The sequence below is a fragment of the Mesorhizobium sp. M00.F.Ca.ET.216.01.1.1 genome (genome assembly GCF_004010325.2).
In the GTDB taxonomy this organism is placed as follows: domain Bacteria; phylum Pseudomonadota; class Alphaproteobacteria; order Rhizobiales; family Rhizobiaceae; genus Mesorhizobium.
Genome location: NZ_SADR02000033.1, coordinates 19,659 through 41,254, shown reverse-complemented (window position 1 = coordinate 41,254; position 21,596 = coordinate 19,659). Strand labels below are relative to the sequence as shown.

18 protein-coding genes are annotated in these 21,596 nt (G+C 62.9%); 15 read left to right on the top strand and 3 right to left on the bottom strand.

All coding sequences use genetic code 11. The features are described from left to right. Window positions 1-400: 400 nt before the first annotated feature. Window positions 401-1,882, bottom strand: coding sequence for a PLP-dependent aminotransferase family protein (locus EN859_RS30770; RefSeq protein WP_127856303.1), 1,482 nt, complete (start codon window positions 1,880-1,882; stop codon window positions 401-403). Between the two features lie 231 nt (window positions 1,883-2,113). Between EN859_RS30770 and iolE the strand changes: the two genes are divergently transcribed. From iolE to EN859_RS30735, 7 genes are read left to right on the top strand one after another with little or no spacing between them, the layout of a single operon-like run. Beyond that, on the top strand, window positions 2,114-3,022 hold the full coding sequence (gene iolE / locus EN859_RS30765; protein WP_127856304.1) for a myo-inosose-2 dehydratase: 909 nt from the start codon (window positions 2,114-2,116) through the stop codon (window positions 3,020-3,022). A 26-nt stretch (window positions 3,023-3,048) separates the two neighbouring features. Next, window positions 3,049-4,146: an ABC transporter ATP-binding protein gene (locus EN859_RS30760; protein ID WP_127856305.1), complete on the top strand. Its 1,098-nt coding sequence runs from the start codon at window positions 3,049-3,051 to the stop codon at window positions 4,144-4,146. After that, complete coding sequence (locus EN859_RS30755; protein ID WP_127856306.1) at window positions 4,143-5,462, top strand: extracellular solute-binding protein; 1,320 nt, start codon at window positions 4,143-4,145, stop codon at window positions 5,460-5,462. The genes EN859_RS30760 and EN859_RS30755 overlap by 4 nt, the downstream gene beginning before the upstream one ends. Continuing rightward, window positions 5,462-6,367, top strand: a complete 906-nt coding sequence (locus tag EN859_RS30750; protein WP_127856307.1) for a sugar ABC transporter permease — start codon at window positions 5,462-5,464, stop codon at window positions 6,365-6,367. Before EN859_RS30755 ends, EN859_RS30750 begins: the two co-directional genes overlap by 1 nt. Next, window positions 6,364-7,182: a carbohydrate ABC transporter permease gene (locus EN859_RS30745; protein WP_127856308.1), complete on the top strand. Its 819-nt coding sequence runs from the start codon at window positions 6,364-6,366 to the stop codon at window positions 7,180-7,182. Before EN859_RS30750 ends, EN859_RS30745 begins: the two co-directional genes overlap by 4 nt. Before the next feature lie 52 nt (window positions 7,183-7,234). Then, window positions 7,235-8,227 (top strand): inositol 2-dehydrogenase, encoded by a 993-nt coding sequence (iolG, locus tag EN859_RS30740; protein ID WP_127856309.1) that lies wholly within the window; start codon window positions 7,235-7,237, stop codon window positions 8,225-8,227. Window positions 8,228-8,262: 35 nt separating this feature from the next. Next, window positions 8,263-9,201, top strand: coding sequence for a sugar phosphate isomerase/epimerase (locus EN859_RS30735; RefSeq protein WP_127856310.1), 939 nt, complete (start codon window positions 8,263-8,265; stop codon window positions 9,199-9,201). A gap of 146 nt (window positions 9,202-9,347) precedes the next feature. Here EN859_RS30735 and EN859_RS30730 read toward each other — a convergent pair whose 3' ends face one another. Further along, on the bottom strand, window positions 9,348-10,265 hold the full coding sequence (locus EN859_RS30730; protein WP_245525797.1) for a LysR family transcriptional regulator: 918 nt from the start codon (window positions 10,263-10,265) through the stop codon (window positions 9,348-9,350). 113 nt (window positions 10,266-10,378) lie between these two features. Here EN859_RS30730 and EN859_RS30725 point away from each other — a divergent pair, with 113 nt between their 5' ends. Genes EN859_RS30725 through EN859_RS30710 form a run of 4 tightly spaced genes read left to right on the top strand, consistent with a single transcriptional unit; the run spans window position 10,379 to window position 14,295 of the window. Continuing rightward, window positions 10,379-10,699, top strand: a complete 321-nt coding sequence (locus EN859_RS30725; RefSeq protein WP_127856312.1) for a (2Fe-2S)-binding protein — start codon at window positions 10,379-10,381, stop codon at window positions 10,697-10,699. Then, on the top strand, window positions 10,681-12,081 hold the full coding sequence (locus EN859_RS30720) for an FAD/NAD(P)-binding oxidoreductase (RefSeq protein WP_245525789.1): 1,401 nt from the start codon (window positions 10,681-10,683) through the stop codon (window positions 12,079-12,081). The genes EN859_RS30725 and EN859_RS30720 overlap by 19 nt, the downstream gene beginning before the upstream one ends. Continuing rightward, the gene (locus EN859_RS30715) at window positions 12,078-13,232 is read left to right on the top strand and encodes an FAD-binding oxidoreductase (protein ID WP_127856313.1); all 1,155 of its coding nucleotides are present in this window, start codon (window positions 12,078-12,080) and stop codon (window positions 13,230-13,232) included. Before EN859_RS30720 ends, EN859_RS30715 begins: the two co-directional genes overlap by 4 nt. 22 nt (window positions 13,233-13,254) lie before the next feature. Continuing rightward, window positions 13,255-14,295 carry a membrane dipeptidase gene (locus EN859_RS30710; protein ID WP_127856314.1) on the top strand — a complete coding sequence of 347 codons (1,041 nt, stop codon included), beginning with the start codon at window positions 13,255-13,257 and terminating at the stop codon, window positions 14,293-14,295. A gap of 48 nt (window positions 14,296-14,343) precedes the next feature. Here the strand turns inward: EN859_RS30710 and EN859_RS30705 are convergent, their stop codons facing one another. After that, window positions 14,344-15,297, bottom strand: a complete 954-nt coding sequence (locus EN859_RS30705; protein WP_127856315.1) for a LysR family transcriptional regulator — start codon at window positions 15,295-15,297, stop codon at window positions 14,344-14,346. Between the two features lie 357 nt (window positions 15,298-15,654). Here EN859_RS30705 and EN859_RS30700 point away from each other — a divergent pair, with 357 nt between their 5' ends. The 4 genes from EN859_RS30700 (at window position 15,655) to EN859_RS30685 (ending at window position 21,595) form a co-directional block, all read left to right on the top strand. Beyond that, the gene (locus EN859_RS30700) at window positions 15,655-17,712 is read left to right on the top strand and encodes an NADH:flavin oxidoreductase (protein WP_127856316.1); all 2,058 of its coding nucleotides are present in this window, start codon (window positions 15,655-15,657) and stop codon (window positions 17,710-17,712) included. A gap of 294 nt (window positions 17,713-18,006) precedes the next feature. Next, window positions 18,007-18,729, top strand: a complete 723-nt coding sequence (locus tag EN859_RS30695; RefSeq protein ID WP_127856317.1) for an HAD-IA family hydrolase — start codon at window positions 18,007-18,009, stop codon at window positions 18,727-18,729. Between the two features lie 237 nt (window positions 18,730-18,966). Next, entirely contained in the window at window positions 18,967-20,580 is a 1,614-nt protein-coding gene (locus tag EN859_RS30690; RefSeq protein WP_127856318.1) for an ABC transporter substrate-binding protein, read from the top strand. 67 nt (window positions 20,581-20,647) lie between these two features. After that, window positions 20,648-21,595, top strand: a complete 948-nt coding sequence (locus EN859_RS30685; RefSeq protein ID WP_127856319.1) for an ABC transporter permease — start codon at window positions 20,648-20,650, stop codon at window positions 21,593-21,595. The last annotated feature ends 1 nt before the right edge of the window (window position 21,596 follow it).

Sequence of the window (21,596 nt, the reverse complement as noted above, 5' to 3'; positions counted from 1 at the left end):
TTGACCGTCACTGCGCGCGGCGGCCAGAGCGAAGTTAGGTCGGGACGAGGAGATGGTCGCCAATCGGCCGAACTAGGAGATGGAGAAATGCAGGAGCAGGCTTGACTCTCATCGCCCCATACAGGTGTAGCTGGCGGCATTGGTCGCCGTGCTCTCCGGCATGGGCCGGGCTGATCAGCGCGCCACGGGACACGATCCAACCCGGTTGTTCGGCCGCCCTGACAATCGAAGTCAGCATGTATCCGCCTGTTGTGTCCATCAATCTTACGCGCTCCTGATCATGGGAGATCTCGCGAATGAGAGAGGAGACGTGCCAAGCCCCCCGAACCCTTCGCCAGAACGATTTTCGGGTGGATACACGGCAACGGAGTTCGCAGCAGCGTGCTAGGGCGGCCGGGCGTCAGCACAGTGTCCGAGCCTGCTCGATCGCCTGCCGCAACCGTCGCATCCCTGCCTCCGTCTGCGCCTTGTTGCAGGCGGCGTAGCCGAGCACTAGGCCGTTGCCGGAGGTCGACCAGTGGTATTTCGACAGCGGCGAGGTGTTGACGCCGAGCCTGTCGGCGGTTTCGACCACCGCGCGATCGTCACAATCGTCGGGAAGATGCGCGACGAGCTGGATACCGGCTTCGGCCGGCGAAAGGGTCACGTCGACGGGCAATTCGGCGGCGAAAAGGTCGTGGAACAGCTTGCGCCGCTCGGCATAGATGCGGCGCATGCGCTTCAGGTGGCGGCTCATGTGGCCTTCGTCGATGAAGTCGGCGAGTGCGGCCTGAAGCACCAGCGGCGCGAACTGCCCGGTGGTGCTCAGCGCATGCGGGATGCCCTCGCACAGCGCCGGCGGCAGCACCATGAAGCCGAGCCTGAGCGCCGGGAACAAGAGCTTGGCGAAGGTGCCGACATAGATGACGCAGTCGGCGTAATCCATGCTCTGGATCGCCGGCACAGGCCGTCCCTGGAAGCGGTACTCGCCGTCGAAATCGTCCTCGATGATCCAGGAATTGTGGCGCTCGGCGATCTCGAACAGGCGCAGCCGCTGGTCCATGCGCATGGTGATGCCGAGCGGATGCTGGCAGGCCGGCGTCACATAGATCAGCCGCGGCGCGATCTCGGGCGGATTCATCTGCCAGCCGTCGCGGTCGACGGCAAGCGGCAATATGGTGGCGCCCGCCACGGTGAAGGTCGCCCTCGCAGCGTAGTAGCCCGGTTCCTCCAGCCACACCGGGTCGCCGGGGTCGAGCAGCAGGCGGGCCAGCAAGTCGAACGCGGCCTGGGCGCCCGTCGTCACCACGATCTGCTCCGGCGAACAGCGTACGCCGCGCGCCGACATCAGATAGCTTGCGATCGCCTCCTTCAGCGCCGGCAGGCCGGTGACGTGATAGGTGCCGAACAGCATATCGGCGCCGAACGTGGCGCGGCGGGCGAGCAGCCGCCCCCACACCCCGAACGGAAAATTCTGCGCGTCGGGCATGCCGGGGTGGAAGGCGAAGCGGCCGGGCGCGCCGTGGTGGAAGGGCTGCCGCATCAGGCTTTCGCCGCGCTTTGACAACGGATGGCGGATGGCGGTCGCGGAAGCGCTGCGCTTGTCCTTGCCGGGCGAATTGGCCGGCAGGTCGACGACGACGGCGCGCGCGCCCCGCCGGCTGGTGAGATAGCCCTCGGTCGTCAGCTGGTCGTAGGCGCCGACGATGGTGTTGCGGGCAAGGCCGAGATCCTCGGCCAGCGCGCGGGTGGAGGGCAGCTCCAAGCCCGGCGCCAGCCGCTTGTCGCGGATCATCGCGGCGATCTGCCGGTAGAGCTGGCGCTGGATCGGCTCGGCCACCGTCCGCTCGATGGCCAGCGCTTCCATCGGAAAGGCTTGGCGCCTGCGCTTCGAAATCTGCATCGAACACCCCTGCGGCAAGAGGGAAGGGCAAACTTAGCCGACCTCGACGGAAAGCGAAACTGGCACCTTCACTTCGGCCCGAACTGGCCCTCGCGATGGATACAGATTGGCGCTTAGATTGAAAGAAAAATGGGAACAGCGCGACAGACATGCCGTAGGCAGAGCGTCCACTGCCCGCACTGAGCGGGTGGAGCGCCATCGCCACGGAAGCCTGCGCAGGCGGGAGCCAGGATGGCTGTCAGGATAGGCATCAACCCGATCACGTGGACGAATGACGACGTGCCCGAGCTGGGCGGCGACACGCCACTCGAAACCTGCCTGTCCGAGACCCGCCAGGCCGGCTATGCCGGCACCGAGCTCGGTGGCAAATTCCCGAGGGAAAGCAAGGCGCTGGCGGCTGTTCTTCAGCCTTACAATCTGGCGCTCGTCTCCGGCTGGTACGATGGCCGCATCTGCGAGAAGGAAGTCGAGGAAGAATTCGACGCGATCCTGCCGCATCTGACACTTTTGCGCGACCTCGGCGCGAAACACGTCGTCTATGCCGACACCTCGCGCGGCCGCCACGGCGCCATCCATGATCCGATCTCGCAGCGGCCGAAGCTGGCCGACGATGAATGGAAGGCCTATGGCGCCAAGATCACACGGCTCGCCGAACGCTTCGCCGATTTCGGCGTCGGCATGGCCTTCCATCATCATATGGGCACCATCATCGAGACCGACGAGGAGATCGGCAGGCTGATGGCGGGCTCGGGCGAGGCCGTCGGCCTACTCTACGACACCGGCCATTGCGCCTTTTCCGGCGGCGATCCCGAAAGCCTCTTGAGGCGGCACATCCGTCGCGTCGTCCACGTGCATTGCAAGGATGTGCGGCCTGAGGTGCTGAAGCGGGCGCGGGCCGCCGACATGAGCTTCATGGGGGCGGTGATGGATGGCATCTTCACCGTGCCCGGCGATGGCGCGATCGACTATCCGACCTTGCTGAAAGTGCTCGCCGACCATGGCTATGCCGGCTGGCTGATCGTCGAGGCCGAGCAGGATCCTAGCAAGGCGCATCCGCTCACCTATGCGACGATGGGCTATCGCAATCTATGCTATCTCGCGCGCAAGGCCGGGTTTACGGTCGACGAGCGGCCGGCCTGAGGCACAAGGGGGCGCCAGGGAGGGCGATGAGTTCGGTCCTGTACAAGAGCGTGGTCAAGAATTTCGGCGCACTAAACGTGCTGAGATCGCTCGACCTCGCTGTGCCGGACCACAAATTCCTCGCTCTCCTCGGCCCGTCGGGCTGTGGCAAGACGACGGCGCTCCGCATCCTGGCCGGCCTCGACATGCCGAGCGCCGGCAAGGTGTTCATTGGCGAGCGCGACGTCACGCGGCTGCAGCCGCGCGACCGCGACATCGCCATGGTATTCCAGAGCTACGCGCTCTATCCGCAGATGACGATTGCCGAAAACATCGGCTATCCGCTGTGGATCCGCGGTACGTCGGACGCCGAGCGCAAGGCCAAGATCGGCGATGTCGCCGCCATCCTCGAGATCGGCCATCTGCTCGACCGCCGGCCGCGCCAGCTCTCGGGCGGGCAGCGACAGCGCGTGGCGCTGGCGCGGGCAATCGTCAGGGATCCGGCGGCCTTTCTCATGGATGAGCCACTGTCCAATCTCGACGCGCGGCTGCGGCTGACGATGCGCGGCGAGATCAAGCGCCTCTGCCAGCGCCTCAGCGCCACCACCATCTACGTCACCCACGACCAGGTCGAGGCCTTGACCATGGCCGATCTGGTCGCCGTCATGCATGGTGGCGATCTGCAGCAGATGGCGCCGCCCATCGACATTTACGACCGCCCGGCAAACCGCTTCGTCGCCACCTTCGTCGGCAATCCGCCGATGAACATCCTGCCGGTCGCGCTGGCCGAGCAAGGCGTGATCGCCGGCGGAAAGCTCGTGCCGCTGGAGCGAACGCGGCTCACCGCATGCCGCCTCGCCGAAATCGTCGAGATCGGGCTGCGCCCGGAAGACTGCAGCGTCGCCCAACCCGGCGCGCCATGTGCGCTGCCCGGCGAAATCTACGTCGTCGAGCCGATGGGCAACGAGACGCTGGTCAATGTCCGCGTCGATGGCGGCAACGTCCAAGTGCGGGCCGGCCGCGATTTCAGGGGTGCGGTGGGCGAAAACATCGGCGTCGCCTTCGACGCGGCGAACGCTTGTTTCTTCAATTCGGTCGGCATCACCGCCGTCCATAGGGTCAACAGTAACGGGAGAGAGAAATGACGCATTCTAGTAGAAGCAGACTTACTCGCCGCTCCGTCATCAAGGGCGGCCTTGGCCTGGCTTTGGCCACCACGGCCCTCGCCACGCTCGGCCTGCCAATGCCGGCGAGAGCCGCCGGCAAGAAGGTCATCATCGGCGCTTTCGCCGATGGTGGCCTGACGCCGTTCAAGCAGAAGATCGTTCCGCAGGCGAAGGAGGCCGGCTTCGACATCGAGTTCCTCGAGGACGAATACGGCGTGACCCTGGAGAAGTGGTTCGCCGACGCCCAAAGCGGCGCCGGCCAGTACGACCTCTATCTACTCGATGATCCCTGGGTGCCGCAGTTCGGCGCCGCCAATGTGCTCGAGGATCTCGGCGCAGGCGGCATCGACGGCGCCGACAAGGACTGGATCGGCCCGATGATGGACATGGGCTACTGGCCGCCGCAGAAGGGGCCGCGCGTCAAGGGCTTCGAGGACGCCAAGCCGACGCTGATCTGCGTGCCGTTCGTCGGCGATTTGCAGACGCTGACCTACCGCAACGATGTCTTCACCGGTGGCGCGCCGAAGACCTGGGACGAGGTGATCGCCAAGGGCAAGGAAGGGGTCGCGGCCGGCAAGATCAAATACCCGGTCGTCTTCCGTGGCGTCTCCGGCAATCCGATCGTCACCAGCTGGTATCCGGTCTTCCTGTCATTCGGCGGCGCCTTCTTCGACGACAAATGGAACCCGATCTTCAATTCGGCGGAAGGCAAGGCATCGGCCGATTTCTTCGTTGGCACGATGAAGCAGAACGCGCCGAGCGGCGTGGTCGAGTTCGACTCCGACCAGGAAGGGGCGGCGATACTCGGCGGCGATGCCGGCGCGATCATCCAGTATTCCGGCAATGCGCTGAAAGCCGACGATCCCGCACAGACCAAGGTCGCCGGCAAGCTTGATTTCGGCGTGGTGCCGAAGCAGCAGTCGGCGATCGCGCAGATGGGCATCTTCATCGCCGGCGTTCCGAAATCGGCGCCCAACAAGGCGAACGCGATCGAGTTCCTGAAGTGGTACACCAGCGCCGAGACCCAGGCCAAGCTCTCGGAAGCGGGCTCGATCCCGGTTAAGCGCAGCGCCTTCGGCATCGCCAAGCCCGGCAACCGGCTGATCCCGGTCGCCCTGCAGCAGCTCGACGCCGGCGCGCTGCCCCGGCCGCGCACGCCGGACTGGGCGAAGGTCGAGGAACTGCTCGGCATCGAGCTCAACAAGGCACTCCAAGCCGGGTCCGGCGGCGGTGTGGCCCTGGACACTGCCGCAAAGCAGGTCAAGGACTACCTGACCACAGCCGGCTACTACTGATGCAAATTGGCACGCAGGCGCGCAAATATCGCCTGCAGGGGGCGGGGCTCGACCTGGCCCTCCCATATCTCATGCTGGCGCCGGGCCTGATGATCGTGCTCGGCGTGCTGGTCTATCCGCTCTGGGATGGTCTCAGGGCCAGCACCAGGGCCTATCGCTACGGCTCGCCGATCTCCGATGTCGGCCTGCAGAACTATGTGCATCTGTGGAGCGACGCACAGTTCCTGAACGCGCTCTGGGTCACGGTGAAGTTCGTCGCGCTGTCGGTGTCGTTGGAAGCGGTTCTGGGCTTTGCGCTGGCGCTATTCTGCCTGCGCGAGTTTCGCGGCATCCGCCTGTTGCGGACGGTGCTGATCATTCCGATGGTGATCACACCGGTCGTTGTCGCTATCGTCTTCAGGCTGATCTACGCCAGCGACGCCGGCATGCTGACGGCGCTGTCGGAAGCCATGGGCGGCGGCGCGGTGCAGATCCTCGGCAACCGGCTCAACGCCTTCATCGGTCTCGTCGTCCTCGACGTCTGGGAATGGACGCCGCTGATGTTCCTGATCCTGCTCGCCGGCCTGCAATCGCTGCCGCACGAGCCATTCGAGGCGGCGCGCGTCGACGGCGCCGGCGCCTGGCGGGTGTTTGCCGATCTCACCTTCCCAATGATGCGGCCGGTGCTGGCGGTGGCCATCGTGCTCAGGACCATCGACGCCTTCGGAACCTTCGACCAGGTCTTCGTGCTGACACGCGGCGGACCGGGCGAGGCGACGAGGCTGGTTTCGATTTACGGCTACGACACCGCCTTCAAGTTCCAGCAGACCGGCTATGCGGCCGCTCTGTTCGTGACCATCGGCTTGGTCGTGCTGGCGCTCGCCTTCAGCGCCATCAGGTTGTTGCGCAGGATCGACGCGTCATGAGGACCCGTCTGGCGCGCATCCTGACAACGAGCTTCGTGCTGGCCGTCGTGCTGTTGCCGATCTACTGGTTGGTCTCGACGTCGCTCAAGTCCAACCGCGAGATCACGCAGGAAGGCACGCTCTACCCGCATGTGCCGACGCTCGACAATTACGTCAGGCTGTTCACCGAAAAGCAGTTCGGCTCCTACCTCACCAATTCGCTGGTCGTGACGTTCTTCTCCGTAGCCATCGCGCTCGTGGTCGGCGCGATGGGCGCCTATGCGATCGCACGCTTTCGCCTGCCTTTCGCCATGGAGCGCAAGGTCGGCCTGTTCCTTTTGACGCTGCGCATCATCCCGCCGGTCGTCATCCTGATCCCGGTCTATCTCTTGATGCTCAGCCTCGGCCTGCTCGACAGCTGGCTCGGGCTGATCGCCACCTACACAGCCTTCAACGTCACCTTCTGCGTCTGGATGATGGAGAGCTTCTTTCGCGAAATCCCGGTCGAGCTCGAGGAAGCCGCAATGGTCGACGGCGATTCCCGCTTCGGCGCCTTCCGCCGCATCACGCTGCCGCTTGCCGCACCCGGGCTTGCGGCGACCGCGATCTTCGCGGTGCTGGTCACCTTCAACGAATTTCTCTTCGCGCTAGCGCTGACGGCGACGCCCCGAGCGATGACCATGCCGCGGGGCACCGCCACACTGATCGGGCGCATCGACACCGACTGGGCCTCGATGGCCGCCGCCGGCGTCATCGGCGCACTGCCGATCGTCTTATTTGCGCTGCTGGTGCAGCGCCACCTGGTTCGCGGGCTTACCATGGGCGCCGTCAAGTGAACATGAATCGGCCGTCTCGCGAAAGCGAAGGCCTGACAGGAAAGTCGAACGCATGATGGATGTCTGTCTGTTCGGAGTGGGGCTGATCGGCCGGGTGCATGCGGGCAACCTCGCGCGCCATCCAAGAGTGCGGTTGCGCTACATCGTCGATCCCAATCGCGAGGCTGCCGAGAAAATCGCCGCCATGACCGGCGCCGAAATCGCCGACACCGAAACCGTGATGAACGATCCAGCGGTCAAGATGGTGTTCATCGCTTCGGCAACGCGAACGCATGCCGAGCTTGCCATTGCCGCGGCGGCGAAAGGCAAGGCGATCTTCTGCGAGAAGCCGATCGATCTCGACATCAAGCGCACCGACCAGTGCCTGGCCGCGGTCGAGAAAGCCGGCGTGCCGTTCCAAATCGGCTTCAACCGCCGTTTCGACCCGAGCTTCCGGGCGCTGAAGGAGCGTCTTGTCGCCGGCGAGATTGGTGCCGTCGAACAGGTTATCATCACCAGCCGCGATCCCGAACCCGAAACCGAGGAGGCGCTGGCCGGGGGCGGGGGCGTTTTTCGCGAAATGACCATCCACGACTTCGACATGGCGCGGAACATGCTGGGCGAGGAACCTGTCGAGCTCTTCGCGACCGGGTCGTCCCTGGTGGCGCCGCAATACAAGAAGCTCGGCGACTACGACACCGCGATGTTCATCCTGCGCACCGCATCGGGCCAGCAGTGCCACATCAACAACAGCGTCAGGGCCGCCTATGGCTACGACCAGCGCATCGAGGTGCATGGCGCCGACGGCATGCTGCAGGCCGGCAACCGGCTGCCGACCTCGGTCGAGATGTCCGGCGGCAGCGGCATCTCGCGCGACAAGCCCTATTACTTCTTCGTCGAGCGCTACGCCGAGTCCTACGCCGCCGAGATAGACCACTTCATAACATGCGTGGAGACGGGAAAGAGGCCCGCTGTCACGGCCAGCGATGGCCGCAAGGCGATGATCCTTTGCGAAGCAGCCCTTGCCTCCGCCAGATCCGGCAGGTTCGAGCCTGTCGAGCTCTGACTGAACAGTTTCTATTCAAAGCCAGGAGTCTCCAAATGAAGATTGGCATGATCACCGACAGCCTGGGCAACCTCTCTTTCGACGAGATGCTGCGCACCTCGGCCGAACTCGGGCTGGAGACGCTGGAGTTCGCCTGCGGCAACTGGTCGTCGGCGCCGCACATCGATCTCGGGGCGATGCTGGACAGCGCGGCCACCCGCACCGAATTCGTTGCCAAGGTGAGGGATCACGGGCTGACGATCGCGGCGCTCAACTGCTCGGGCAATCCGCTGCATCCGGGGCCGCAGGGCAAGAAGCACCATGAGGTGACGCAGGATACGATCCGGCTGGCGAGCCTGATGGGCATCGAACGCGTGGTCATGATGTCGGGCCTGCCTGGCGGGCCGGGCGATGCCAACCCCAACTGGATCATCACCGACTGGCCACCCGAATGCGCCGATATCCAGCGCTACCAGTGGGACGATTGCATCATTCCCTACTGGCGCGATCTTGTAAAATTCTCGAGCAATCTCGGCATCCATAAACTCTGCCTGGAACTGCACGGCCATCAGGCCGTGTACAACGTCCAGACGCTGTTCCGGCTGCGCGACGCTGTCGGCGAAACGGTCGGCGCCAACTATGACCCGAGCCACCCGCTCTGGATGGGCGCCGACCCCATCGCCGCCGTGCGCAAGCTGGGCTCCGCGATCTACTATGTCCACGCCAAGGACACTCGCGTCGAACCAATCCCCGCAGGTATTGACGGCGTGCTCGATGCGCGTCCGCCGAACCACTATGCGGAACGCGCCTGGAATTACATCACGCTGGGCTACGGCCACGGTGAGACCTGGTGGCGGCAGTTCTGCACCGCACTGAAGCAGGTCGGCTACGATGACGTGCTATCCATCGAGCACGAGGACTTGATGCTGTCGCCGATGGAAGGCATGCGCAAATCCGTCGCGCTGCTGCGCAACGTCGCCATCAACCTGGCTTAGGCGAGGACCTGTCGAGGCTAGGGCTGAGAGAGTATTGCACGATGGCTCGGCCTCGACGACGGGCTGGCAATCTCCGAAGGCTGAGCTTTGGTGTATCCGCGGCGCGGATGTCCGCTCTTGGCACGATCATCGACTGCGGCCTTTGCTCAAGGGTTAGAGTTGCCCTGCGAGGGCTTGGCGCTGCCAAGGTCATGAATCGCAGCCTGTATGTCGCGAGCGAATTCGCGTCCGAAGCGCGACTGCGGCAAGGAGGTGCTGGTCACGAGCACGATATCGAGCGCCGAGCGGGGCTGGAACGGCAGCATTTTCAGGTTGCCGAGGTTGGCCCAGGGAACCAGTCCGTCGACCAGTGCGATGCCCAGTCCAGCCGAGACCAGGGGTGCGGCCGCGATCGACAGGCTTATCTCGATCTGCGGATCGTAGAATGCCCCCTGCTCCTGGAACACCCGCGCAAGCATCTGACCGGCTGGTGTATTGGTGCCGTAGCTGATCAAAGCCTGTTCCGTCAGATCGGCTGGCGTAACGGTCTTGAGTATCGCCAGCGGCGATTCCGGCAGGACCAGTGCGACGATGTCCGCCGCGCCAATAACCTCATTGCGGATCTGGGGCTCGGCCAGGGTGGTCATGGTCAGACCAAGGTCGATGTCGCCGATCAGGACACGCTCGGCAATCTCCTCCGCAGGGAGCGTCTGAAGGACCAGGCGAGCACCAGGGTTGCGCCGACGGAAGCGTCGGGTGGCGGCCGGCAGCAGTGCGAAGGTAGGCGGTGCGCTGGCTGCGACGCGAAGCAGGCTCAGCTGCTTGTCGCGGATCCGGTTCGAATAGATCCTCAGCACTTCGATCTCGCGGAAAATCCGGTCGGCGTCGCGAAACAGCAGATGCGCCTCGGGCGTGGCCACGAGGCGGCCGCCTATGCGTTCGAACAGCTTGTAGCCGATCAGGGTTTCGAAGTGCCTAAGCACCTTGCTCACCGCAGGCTGGGAAACATGCAAGGCTTCCGCCGCCGCAGTGAGTGAACTGTGGCGCATGATGGCGCGGAAGACTTCAAGATGCCTGGCGTTCATGACCAATCATAACCTAAGGTTCTGGATGGCAAAACACTTAGTATTGGCGATAGGCGCGGCGGACTGGAAAGATCGTGGGGTGGCAGACAGCCAGATCCGAAGGAGGATCGCCCATGACCTCAAGCGAAAGCGGCCGTTTCCGGCGCGTTGGTGAGCAAGACAGGCCGAGGCTCGTCTTTTCGATCGACGGCCAGCCGGCTGAAGGCTGCAAGGGCGACACGCTGCTGGTGGCGATGCTCACGCAAATCCGTCATCTCAGGAGCTCCGAATTCGGCGACGGCGATCGTGCCGGCTTCTGTCTGATGGGAGCCTGCCAGGATTGCTGGGTGTGGACCGACACAGGCGAGCGCTTGCGCGCCTGCACCACGCCGCTTGCCGCGGGCATGTGCATTGCCACCAAAGCTCCGGAGCAGGCATGGCCGACCCTCGCATAGTGCCCGATCCCCGCATAGTAATCGTCGGCGCCGGTCCGGCCGGTGTGCGTGCCGCCGAGACGCTGGTTGCAGCAGGCGTTCGGCCGATCGTGATCGACGAAGGCGGCCGTGACGGCGGCCAGATCTACCGCCGTCAGCCCGAAGGCTTTCGCCGCTCCTACGCCTCGCTCTACGGATCGGAAGCCGGCCGTGCCGAGGATCTGCATCGCAGTTTCGAGGCTCTGCGCGATCGCATCGATTATCGGCCCGAGACCCTCGCCTGGGGGATTTGGGAAAAGCAGTTGCATCTCCTTCAGGGGTCTCGAACCAGCGAGGTCGATTTCGATGCATTGATCATCGCTTCGGGGGCGACTGATCGCCTGATGCCGGTTCGGGGCTGGAACCGGGCCGGTGTCTACAGTCTCGGCGCCGCGCAGCTCGCGTTGAAGTCGCAGGCCAGCGCGATCGGCAGCCGCGTCGTCTTCATGGGAAGCGGCCCGCTGCTCTATCTCGTGGCGGCGCAATATTCGAAGGCGGGCGCCAAGGTTGCGGCGGTGCTTGATACCTCCTCCTTCTGGCTGCGGGTCAAGGCTCTGCCCAGGTTGATAGCCCGCCCGGACGTGTTGCTGAAGGGGCTGGCGCTGACCTGGAAACTGCGTCGCGCACGAACCGAGATCGAAACCGGGATCACGCCGGTCGAGATCGAAGGCCAGCCGGAAACCGGTGTCGAGACCATCCGCTTCCGCACCAACAAAGGGCAAGAAAGGACGGTCGCCTGCGACGCGGTTGCGCTCGGCTATCATCTTCGTCCGGAGGCTCAACTGGCGGACCTTGCGCGCTGCGAGTTTCGTTTCGATGTGCAAACCCGGCAATTCTTTCCGGTAAAGGATACGGACGGCCGCAGCAGCGTTGCCGGAATCTATCTGGCTGGCGACGGCGCCCTGACGCTCGGCGCCGACGCTGCCGAGGCTTCAGGGCATTTGGCTGCGCTTGCGGTGCTGACCGATCTCGGGCGCCAGGTCGCGACACGCGACGTCGGTCGCCTCCGCCGCCGCCTGCGTGCCTTCGAGCGGTTTCGGCGCGGCATCGCCGATGCTTTTCCGTGGCCGGCAAGCGCTGCCGCTGCTTTCAGCGAGGATACGGTGGTGTGCCGCTGCGAGAACATCACGGCGGGTGAGCTGCGTGCCGCCGTCACCACGGGATCTGTCGAACTGAACCACGCCAAGGCCTTCAGCCGTGTCGGCATGGGCCGATGCCAGGGCCGCTATTGCGGACATGCCGCGGCCGAGGTAATCGCCGCTAGTGCCGGTGTTTCGATTGAAACGGTGGGCCGCATCCGTGGCCAGCCGCCGGTCAAGCCGTTCGTCATCGGTGCAGAGAGCGATGCGAAGGAGGGAGCGTGAAACCGCTGCAAGCCGACGTGATCGTCATTGGCGGCGGCCTGATGGGAACCGCCGCGGCGTTTTTCCTGCGCCGGCGCGGGCGTTCGGTCATCCTGCTCGAACGCGGGCTGGTTGGCCAGCAGGCGAGCGGCGTCAATTTCGGCAATGTGCGCCGGCAAGGGCGTTTCCTCCCGCAACTGCCGCTGGCCAACCGCTCGCGTGAAATCTGGGGCAGGCTGAGGGAATTGCTTGGTGAGGACGCGGAGTTCCTGGCAACCGGCCATATCCGCGTCTGCTACGACCCCAGTCAGATCGGAGTGATCGAGGCCTATGCGCAAAAGGCGCGCGACTATGGCCTTGACCTGGAATTGCTGAGTGCAAATGCGCTGAAGGCGCGTTTTGGTTTCTTCGGGCCGGAGGCGATCGCCGGCTCCTATTCGCCGAATGACGGTCATGCCAATCCAAGGCTTGCGGCGCCCGCTTTCGCGCGCGCGGCGGCGCGGGCTGGCGTCGAGGTGTTCGAGAACACCGAGATCGTTTCGATCGCCAAGCCAGGCGATGATTTCCAGGCGACCGCAGCCGATGGGAGCGTGTTCAGCGCGCCGATCGCGCTGGTCACAGCCGGAGCCTGGGGTGGGGCCTTGTCGCAGCAGTTCGAGGAGCCAGTTCCGCTTGCCGTGCACGGACCGCAAATGGCAGTGACGGAACCTTTGCCTTACCGCATCCGGCCGGTCATCGGCGTGTCGACCGTGATCCCGGCCGAAGTCGTGTATCTACGTCAGGTCGAGCGCGGCAATGTCGTTTTCGGTGGCGGCGCGCGGGGGCCGGCATTTGCCGACACAAGGCGCGCCTATGCAGTGCCTGGGAATCTCACCGGCCAGGTTCGGCAGATCCGCCGTCTGGTGCCGGCGCTCGCCAACATGCGAGTCATCCGCACCTGGAGCGGCATCGAGAGCTACCTGCCTGACGATATTCCGATCATGGGTCCGAGCGCGCGTCTGTCCGGCCTTTATTACGCCTTCGGTTTTTGCGGCCACGGCTTCCAGCTCGGACCGGGGGTCGGTGACGTGATGGCCGAACTGATCGACCGTGGTTCCACGACGACGCTGATCGAACCATTCCACATCAAGCGGTTCGCGACGGCCGAGGCCGCGCGCCTGGTTTCAGCCTGAATTGACCAAGGAGAAGATAGAGATGTCAGTTGTACCCGCCGTCCGTCCGGCCACAGGGCAAGCCAGTGAAGAGACGCGACGCTTGCATGACGAGATATTCGTCTTCGATGCGCTGTCCATCGCCTATGTGCTCGAGGACAAATATGCCGAACGGACCCTGGCCGGCGGGGTCAATGCGACCAATGTCACCTTCGCTTTGGAGGAGAATTGGGATGTCGTGATGCGCAACTCGGAGCGCTATCTCTCGATGATCGAGAAGAGCGCTTACCTGAAACTCTGTCTGACGGCCGACGATATGCTGGCGGCGAAGCAGACCGGCAAGCTTGGCGTCGTTTTCGGCACCCAGGGCGCGACCATGCTGGATGACCAGCTTTGGCGGCTGGAACTGCTGACCAGGATGGGGCTTCGCGTGCTCGGCCTTGCCTACACGACCGCCAATATCTTCGGCGACGGATGCGGGGAAAGGCGCGATGCCGGCCTTAGCTATCTTGGCGAGGAACTGGTGGCGTTGGCAAACACTCTGCCGCTGATGATCGACCTGTCGCATTGCGGCCATCGCACGCGCGCCGAGACCACCGCATTGGCCCGCGCGCCGGTCTGCACCCATTCCAATGCCGACGGGTTGCGGTCGAACGGCCGCAACACTGAGGACGCGACCGTCAAGGCGATGGCCGAGAAAGGCGGCATGATCGGTGTCTGTGGCTTGCCGCAGTCGCTGGCCGACGGAACCCCGACGCTGGACGACTTCCTCGATCACGTCGATTACCTGGTGCGGCTGGTCGGTCCCGATCATGTCGGCATCGGAGTCGACTACGTCGAGAAATATCAGGAGCAGGCCTCGGTCGTAGCACCTCCGAGCGTCGTCATATGGCGCACCCGCCGTCCCGACATTTTCGGCTCGCTGTCGAGCTTTGGCCGGCAGTCCTATCCCGTCGGCATCGAGACGGTCACCAAATTGCCGAACCTGACACAGGGCCTTCTCGACCGCGGCTACGATCGCGAGCAGACGGCGGCGATCATGGGCGGCAACTGGCTGAAGACCTTCCGCCACTTCTGCGGATGATCGACAACCCTCCCTGCGCGGGCGGCCATGATGCAGCGGCGAGCAATGTCAGTTGCGCGTGACCGCCGACTGAAGCAGGGGTTGGAGCGCGTGAACATCGTCCATCATTTGCGTTCTCAACCAGTTGGCGATTTCCGCCACAACAGGTCGAAGGGCCCTCGAACGGGGAGCGATCAGACGGTGATGGCGCCCCGTATCGATCAGGCGATCCGATGCCGGAACCAATATCCCCTTCAGCAGCGCAGTTGAGGTGACACTGAGCCAACCGAGCGCAACACCTTCGCCGTTTAGAGCTGCCTGAAGGATGACCGCGTAGTCGGAGAACTCCAGCCACGTTCCCTTGGCAGTCTTGCGGTTCGCCACGTTTCCCCAAACGTCGGCCCATTGCCGCAAACGATGATCGGTAAGGTGCAGGAAGATGTGGCCGTCACCGTCACCATCATGATCAAGCTTGCCATGGGCGCGAAGGTAGGAGGGACTGCATACTGGAAGTATGATTTCCGGCGAAAAGTCCCACCGGTGATACTGAATATCGTCCTCGGGAACGATCCGCGTTCCCAGGTCGACATTGTCCGGCATCCCGTGCATGACGCCGGCTATCAAATCAAAGCGCAGATCAACGTTCCGAAAGGTGGCGTTGAAATCCCCCAACCTCGACACCAGCCAATGCGTGACGAATGAACTTGAGAGAGACAAAGTTACCAGTGGTTTGCTGGCTTTCTTCTGGTCTTGGATTATCAAAATGGTGTCGCGAACCTGGCTGAGCCCCTCGCGGACGGCCGCGTAGAGGACCCTGCCGTCATCTGTAAGAGCAAGCCCGGTCGGGCCGCGATCGAACAGTCGCATCCCCAGTTCGGCTTCGAACTGGGCAATCGTTCGGCTGATGGAAGGCTGGGTCACATTGAACTCGCCGGCAGCGGCGGTGAAGCTGCCGGTTCGTGCCGCGGCCTCGAAAACAAACAGGCCTCTCGCTGAGGGGATGAGCTTGGACAATGCCACCATTCGACCACCACGTCCCGCGTCGCGTCATCATTCTTCAGATGGCATACGTTTTTCATCCACCCTGACGAAAATCATATAACCGAAAAGCGAAACAGAACAGGGCAAGCCCGGCGCTTTGGGCCCAGAAATCTGACACTGTTTGCGAAACACCATGACGCACAAGAGGCGACCGGAGAACTGTGGTCATAACCACAGCATATACCGTCATGAGCTTTTTCAAGCTTCTGAACTGCTCCGAAATGTACAACCATGACCGAAGTGGTGCTGTTCGAGCGGCCCGCAGGGCGCGCTCGAACAGCCCGAAGCGCGATGTGCCCCCTGATGGCCCGGGGTTGCCCTGAATGCAGGAAGACGCCAATGAACCACCTCTCGGCAGGCCAGACCTCGGGGACAAGCGTCGACCCACTTCTCAGTCCGTTCCGGCTTAAGAAGCTGGAGTTCCGCAACCGCGTGATCAGCACCAGCCACGCCTCGATGCTGGATGAGAGCGGGATGCCGCTGGAGCGATATCAACGCTACCACGAAGAGAAAGCGCGTGGCGGCCTCGCCATGACGATGATCGGCGGCTCGGCAATGACCTCTCCCGACTCTAGCTGGGGCGGCGGGCAGCTCAACCTGTCCACCGACGAGATCATCCCGCATCTGCAGTCCTTGGCGCGACGCATCCATCAACATGGCGTGGCCGTGATGTCCCAGGTCTCACATTTGGGCAGGCGGGCAACGGCATATGCAGGGAACTGGTTGCCGGCGATTGCGCCGTCACGGATCCGCGAGACGCGCAACCGAAACTTTCCGAAGGAAATGGATGAGGCGGATATCAGGCGCATCACCAGGGACTACGCCTCTGCCGCTGTCCGGTGCCGTGAAGGCGGCCTCGATGGTGTCGAAACCGTAACGGGTGGCCATCTGATCGGTCAGTTTCTCTCGCCGAGGACCAACAAGCGCTCCGACTCCTATGGCGGCTCCGTGGAAAACAGGGCGCGGTTTGGCCTGATGGTTCACGAGGCGATCCGCAAGGCTGTCGGTGACGACATGATTGTCGGCATTCGTTTCGCGATCGACGAGGGCACTGACGAAGGTTCGGACTTTGACGACTGTCTCGCGCTTGCCCGCCTGTTCGAGAGGGAGGGGCACGTAGATTTCTTCAACTGCATCTACGGGCGCATGGATACGGACCTTGTGCTGGCCGAGCACAACATGCCCGGCATGTTTCAGCGCAGTGCCCCGTTCCTGCCGCAAGTCGCACAGTTCAGGAAGGAGACGAGACTTCCCCTGCTTCATGCGGCAGGCATCAGGGATGTGGCGACCGCTCGCCATGCGATCCGGGAGAATATTGTCGACCTGATAGGCATGACGCGGGCGCACATCGCCGACCCGGAGATCGTCAACAAGATCCTGCGAGGCGAGGAGGAGCGGATCCGTCCATGCGTTGGCGCTACCTACTGTCTCTATAAGAAGGTGAATTGCATCCACAATCCGGTGAGCGGTCGAGAGACGACGCTGAGCTCCACCATCGATCGTGCCGCCAGCCCCAAAAGGGTCGTTGTCGTGGGCGGCGGGCCGGCAGGTCTGGAAGCAGCCAGAGTATCTGCCGAGCGGGGACATTTTGTCATCATGTTCGAGGCGGGCGCGAAACTTGGAGGGCAGATCCTGGTCGCTGCGTCCGCGGCGGAGCGAAGGGATCTGCTTGGTATCGTGGACTGGCGGGTGAACGAGCTCGAGCGCCTCGGCGTCGATGTTCGCCTGAACACTTATGCCGACGCTGACACAGTGCTTGCTGAAGACCCAGACGTCGTTGTGGTCGCAACTGGCGGCATTCCCGATATGGATTGGCTGGAGGGGTCTGAACTCTGCGACAGTGTTTGGGATCTGCTGACCGGTGCGCTACCCGGCAAGGACGATATCCTCATCTATGATGGGACCGGGCGCCAGGCGGCACCATCCTGCGCGCTCCACCTTGCACGGCAAGGGAAGGGGGTCTGTATCGTGACCCCTGATGACGCCCTGGCGGTGGAGATGCCGTATCCAGAAAGGGCGAGCTTCCGCAAGCTCCTCTCGGAGCTAGGCATTCGGACCATGGTTGATGTCAAGCTGACCAAGGTTGCCCGTCGGGGCAATGGCTTGACAGCCATCTTCCGCAACGAACTGACCGGCGCGGAAACGAGCTTAGTCACCTCGCAGGTGGTCATCGAAAATGGAACCATTCCCGTAGAAGAAGTTTTCCAGGACTTGAGAGCCGGCTCGGCAAACGGCGGGCTATCGGGCGTATTTTTCCAAGATAGTAGCCACGACAGCTTGTCGGTGGGGAGTCCTAATTCTGGAAAATTCAGTTTGCACCGTATCGGTGATGCAGTTTCCAGCAGAGATATATATTCGTCGATTTATGAAGCATATCGATTGTGTTCGCGGCTTTGACACCTGCGCGCTTCCAACATTTCTTTGACCAGCCTGTGAAATTGGAGAAACGGGTGTCGAAATCATCGGGTTATCCCAACGATCCTACCTCGATCGGCCGCGACATTTGGTCGAAATCGTCCCGCGGCTTCCGCACGAGATCGCTGGACGACAACCGGGGACGCAGGCGCCGCTCAATATTGCGACTTCGCCGTCAGTTCAGAATTCTCTGCCGTGAAACGCCATCTCTTCAGCCTTTCAAGCCGTCCGGATGCCATAAGCTCGAAAGATAGCAGCCCCTCGGAAGAAAGGCGCATGCACGTGAAAACTGACTTCAAAGTGCTGACCTTCGACGTCGTTGGAACCTTGATCGATTTCGAGACGGGCATTGCCAGCTACGTGCAGGGTGTCGTGGAAAGGGCAGGTCTGTCGGTCGACGGTGAAACGGTGCTGACCGCCTATCGCAAGGCGCGCGCCATGCCTGGAGCTGGCCTGTTTCCGGACGATCTCGTCCGCTGCTACCTCGAAATCGCTCGGGCGCTTGGTTTGCCGGCAACGGATGAGGCAGCGCAAGGCCTGCGCCAATCCGTCAAGGATTGGCCAGCCTTTGCGGATTCGGTCGAGGCGCTTGCCCGCCTGCGCAAGCGGTACAAGCTGGTCGCCATGACCAACGCGCAGAACTGGGCGCTGGCGCATTTTTCGCGAACGCTCGGCAACCCGTTCGATCTCACCGTCACCGTCGACGATGTCGGCCTGGAAAAGCCGAACCCGCAATTCTTCGCGTTTGCCCGCGGCCGCATCAGCGCATGGGGCTTTGGCCTGAAGGACATCCTGCATGTGGCGCAGAGCCAGTATCACGACATCGGCGTGGCGCGCGAACTCGGCTACACCGTGTGCTGGATCGAACGGCGAAAGGGGCGGAAGGGGTCTGGCGGCACACTCGAACCTGCCAGGCTCACCACACCCGACTTCCATTACTCGACACTTGCCGAACTGGCCGATGCGGTCGACGGAAGGCACCTGACCCAGGTCGCCTGAGGTCGTCCGCCCAGCATGCTAGCCTACCCAGCGGGCGGACAATTGCCGCCGCTGCAACAATAAAAACAACAGCGCCGAACAAAACCAACAGGGGAAAGAAGGAATGGGAATGATGGGAACACGGCCACACTGAATGTCATCGCCTGCGTCGTCTTGCGGCGCTTAAAAATGAACCAGAATGGTCCTCCGGTACGCGTGCCAAATTTTGGCCGGCCGGATCAACGAAAGGCTGACACGATGAAACCCGACTTTGACAAGATCCTGCGTCCGACCGACACCGACCGCATTGAAAACGCCATCCGCCGCGGCGCCACGCGGCGCGAGCTTCTCGGCATGCTTTTGGCTGGCGGCATGGGAGCGGCGTTGGCTGGCTCGGTCCTTGGCCACGCCACCAAGGCCTACGCCGACACGCCGAAGAAAGGCGGCAGCATCCGCGCTGCCGGCTACTCCAGCGGCACCACCGACACGCTCGACCCGGCCAAACAGTCGCTGTCCACCGACTATGTGCGCTGCACCAGCTTCTACAACGGACTCACCAGCCTCGACGACAAGCTCTCGGCGCAAATGGAACTGGCGGAGAGCTTCGACACGAATGATGCGGTCACGTGGACTGTAAAGCTGCGCAAGGGCGTGACGTTCCACGATGGCTCTACGTTCGGTCCGGACGACGTTGTCTACTCGCTCAACCGACACAAGGATCCCGCGATCGGTTCGAAGGCCAAGTCGCTTGCCGACCAGATCGCCGAGGTCAAGAAGACCTCAGACAATGAGGTCACCATCGTTCTGACCGGGCCGAATTCGGATCTTCCCGTCATCCTCGGCACCTTCCATTTCCTGATCGTCAAGGCCGGCACAACCGACTTCACCACGGCAAACGGCACCGGCGCCTTCAAGTGCAAGGAGTTTCAGCCGGGCGTGCATTCGGTCGCTGTGCGCAACGAGAACTACTGGAAAGGCACCGGGCCCTATCTCGACCAGGTCGAATTCTTCGCCATCGCCGACGAAAACGCCCGCGTGAATGCCTTGCTGTCGGGGGATGTCGCGCTCATCGGCTCGATCGATCCGCGCTCGTCGCAACTGGTCAAGCAGGCCGGCAGTTTCGACCTCCTGACGACAACGGCCGGCAACTATACCGACTTGAACATGCGGCTGGACACAGCGCCCGGCAGCGATCCGAATTTCGTGGAGGCGATGAAGTTGCTGCTCGACCGCGAGCAGATCAAGACGGCTGTGTTCCGCGGATATGCTGAGGTGGCAAACGACCAGCCCGTCCCTCCCAGCAACCGTTTCTACAACGCCGAATTGCCACAACGGCCATACGATCCAGACAAAGCAAAATCACTGCTTGCCAAGTCAGGTCTCATCGGCGCCAAAATCCCGATCGTCGCGTCAACCGCAGCGTCGCAGTCGGTAGACATGGCTGTCCTCATCCAGCAAGCAGCCAGCGAAATCGGCTTGAACATCGACGTCCAGAAGGTCCCGGCGGACGGCTACTGGTCGAACTATTGGCTGAAGGCGCCCATCTGTTTCGGCAACATCAATCCTCGCCCGACCGCCGATATCCTGTTCTCGCTGCTCTACACGTCGAGCGCGCCCTGGAACGAATCTCACTGGAAGAGCGAGCGTTTCGACAAGATCCTCGTCGAGGCGCGAAAGGAACGCGACGACGCCAAGCGCAAGGAGATGTACGGCGAGCTGCAGAAGATGGCGCACGAGGAGAGCGGCGTCGCGATCCCGGTCTTCATCAGCAACATTGACGCTCATAGCTCCAAGCTCAAGGGGCTGAAGCCGATGGCCACCGGTGGTATGATGGGCTTTGCGTTCTCGGAAAACGTCTGGCTCGAAGCTTGACGCAACCGATCCGGCGCGGGTGGATTGCCACCCGCGCTTCGCCCGCATTCCGCTGGAGTCGCATGGCATGATAACGCGCATGATCATGGCCCGTCTCGGCGTGGCCGTTCTGACGCTGCTGATCGTTTCGGTGGTTGTCTTCGTGGCAACCAATATGCTGCCGGGCGATGTGGCCCAGATCGTCCTGGGTCAAGCCGCCACGCCTGAAGCGGTGGCCGGCCTGCGCAAGGCCATGCATCTCGATCAGCCTGCGGTGCTTCGCTACATTTTCTGGCTGGGCGGGATGATGACGGGCAATCCCGGCACCTCCCTGGTCAACGATGTTCCCATCGTCACGCTGATCGGCGGCCGCCTGCACAATACCCTGCTGCTTGCCGCCGTCACCGCCGCCTTTTCCGTTCCGATTGCCCTTACTTTGGGGATCACCGCGGCAATGTGGCGAAATACGCTCTATGACCGCCTCGTCAGTTTTGCCACGATCGCGGTGGTGTCGGTGCCGGAATTCATGGTCGCAACCATTGCGGTATTGATCTTTGCCGTGCACCTGCACTGGTTCCCGGCACTTTCCTTCGCCAACGACGTTCACTCGCTGGGCGAATTGTTGCGCGTCTTCGCCATGCCGGTCATCAGTCTGAGTTTCGTCGTATCGGCCCAGATGATCCGCATGACCCGCGCTGCATTGATCGACACGCTCGGCCAGCCATTCGTCGAGATGGCCAGGCTCAAGGGCGCCGGCCGGGTTCGTTCGGTGCTGACCCACGCTCTGCCCAACGCGATCGGACCGATCGCCAATGCGGTGGCGCTCAGCCTGTCCTACCTGCTTGGCGGCGTCATCATCATCGAAACCATCTTCAACTACCCGGGCATTGCCAAGCTCATGGTGGACGGGGTTGCCACCCGCGACATGCCCCTCATTCAAACCTGCGCGATGATCTTCTGCTTCGGCTATCTCGCGCTCGTAACGGTAGCCGACATATGCGCGATACTCGCCAACCCGCGTCTGCGATACAAATGAC

Coding starts and splice junctions, on each gene's coding strand:
- EN859_RS30770 (WP_127856303.1), bottom strand. CDS start 1,882: ATGCAGATTTCGAAGCGCAGGCGCCAAGCCTTTCCGATGGAAGCGCTG.
- iolE (WP_127856304.1), top strand. CDS start 2,114: ATGGCTGTCAGGATAGGCATCAACCCGATCACGTGGACGAATGACGAC.
- EN859_RS30760 (WP_127856305.1), top strand. CDS start 3,049: ATGAGTTCGGTCCTGTACAAGAGCGTGGTCAAGAATTTCGGCGCACTA.
- EN859_RS30755 (WP_127856306.1), top strand. CDS start 4,143: ATGACGCATTCTAGTAGAAGCAGACTTACTCGCCGCTCCGTCATCAAG.
- EN859_RS30750 (WP_127856307.1), top strand. CDS start 5,462: ATGCAAATTGGCACGCAGGCGCGCAAATATCGCCTGCAGGGGGCGGGG.
- EN859_RS30745 (WP_127856308.1), top strand. CDS start 6,364: ATGAGGACCCGTCTGGCGCGCATCCTGACAACGAGCTTCGTGCTGGCC.
- iolG (WP_127856309.1), top strand. CDS start 7,235: ATGATGGATGTCTGTCTGTTCGGAGTGGGGCTGATCGGCCGGGTGCAT.
- EN859_RS30735 (WP_127856310.1), top strand. CDS start 8,263: ATGAAGATTGGCATGATCACCGACAGCCTGGGCAACCTCTCTTTCGAC.
- EN859_RS30730 (WP_245525797.1), bottom strand. CDS start 10,265: ATGAACGCCAGGCATCTTGAAGTCTTCCGCGCCATCATGCGCCACAGT.
- EN859_RS30725 (WP_127856312.1), top strand. CDS start 10,379: ATGACCTCAAGCGAAAGCGGCCGTTTCCGGCGCGTTGGTGAGCAAGAC.
- EN859_RS30720 (WP_245525789.1), top strand. CDS start 10,681: ATGGCCGACCCTCGCATAGTGCCCGATCCCCGCATAGTAATCGTCGGC.
- EN859_RS30710 (WP_127856314.1), top strand. CDS start 13,255: ATGTCAGTTGTACCCGCCGTCCGTCCGGCCACAGGGCAAGCCAGTGAA.
- EN859_RS30705 (WP_127856315.1), bottom strand. CDS start 15,297: ATGGTGGCATTGTCCAAGCTCATCCCCTCAGCGAGAGGCCTGTTTGTT.
- EN859_RS30700 (WP_127856316.1), top strand. CDS start 15,655: ATGAACCACCTCTCGGCAGGCCAGACCTCGGGGACAAGCGTCGACCCA.
- EN859_RS30695 (WP_127856317.1), top strand. CDS start 18,007: ATGCACGTGAAAACTGACTTCAAAGTGCTGACCTTCGACGTCGTTGGA.
- EN859_RS30690 (WP_127856318.1), top strand. CDS start 18,967: ATGAAACCCGACTTTGACAAGATCCTGCGTCCGACCGACACCGACCGC.
- EN859_RS30685 (WP_127856319.1), top strand. CDS start 20,648: ATGATAACGCGCATGATCATGGCCCGTCTCGGCGTGGCCGTTCTGACG.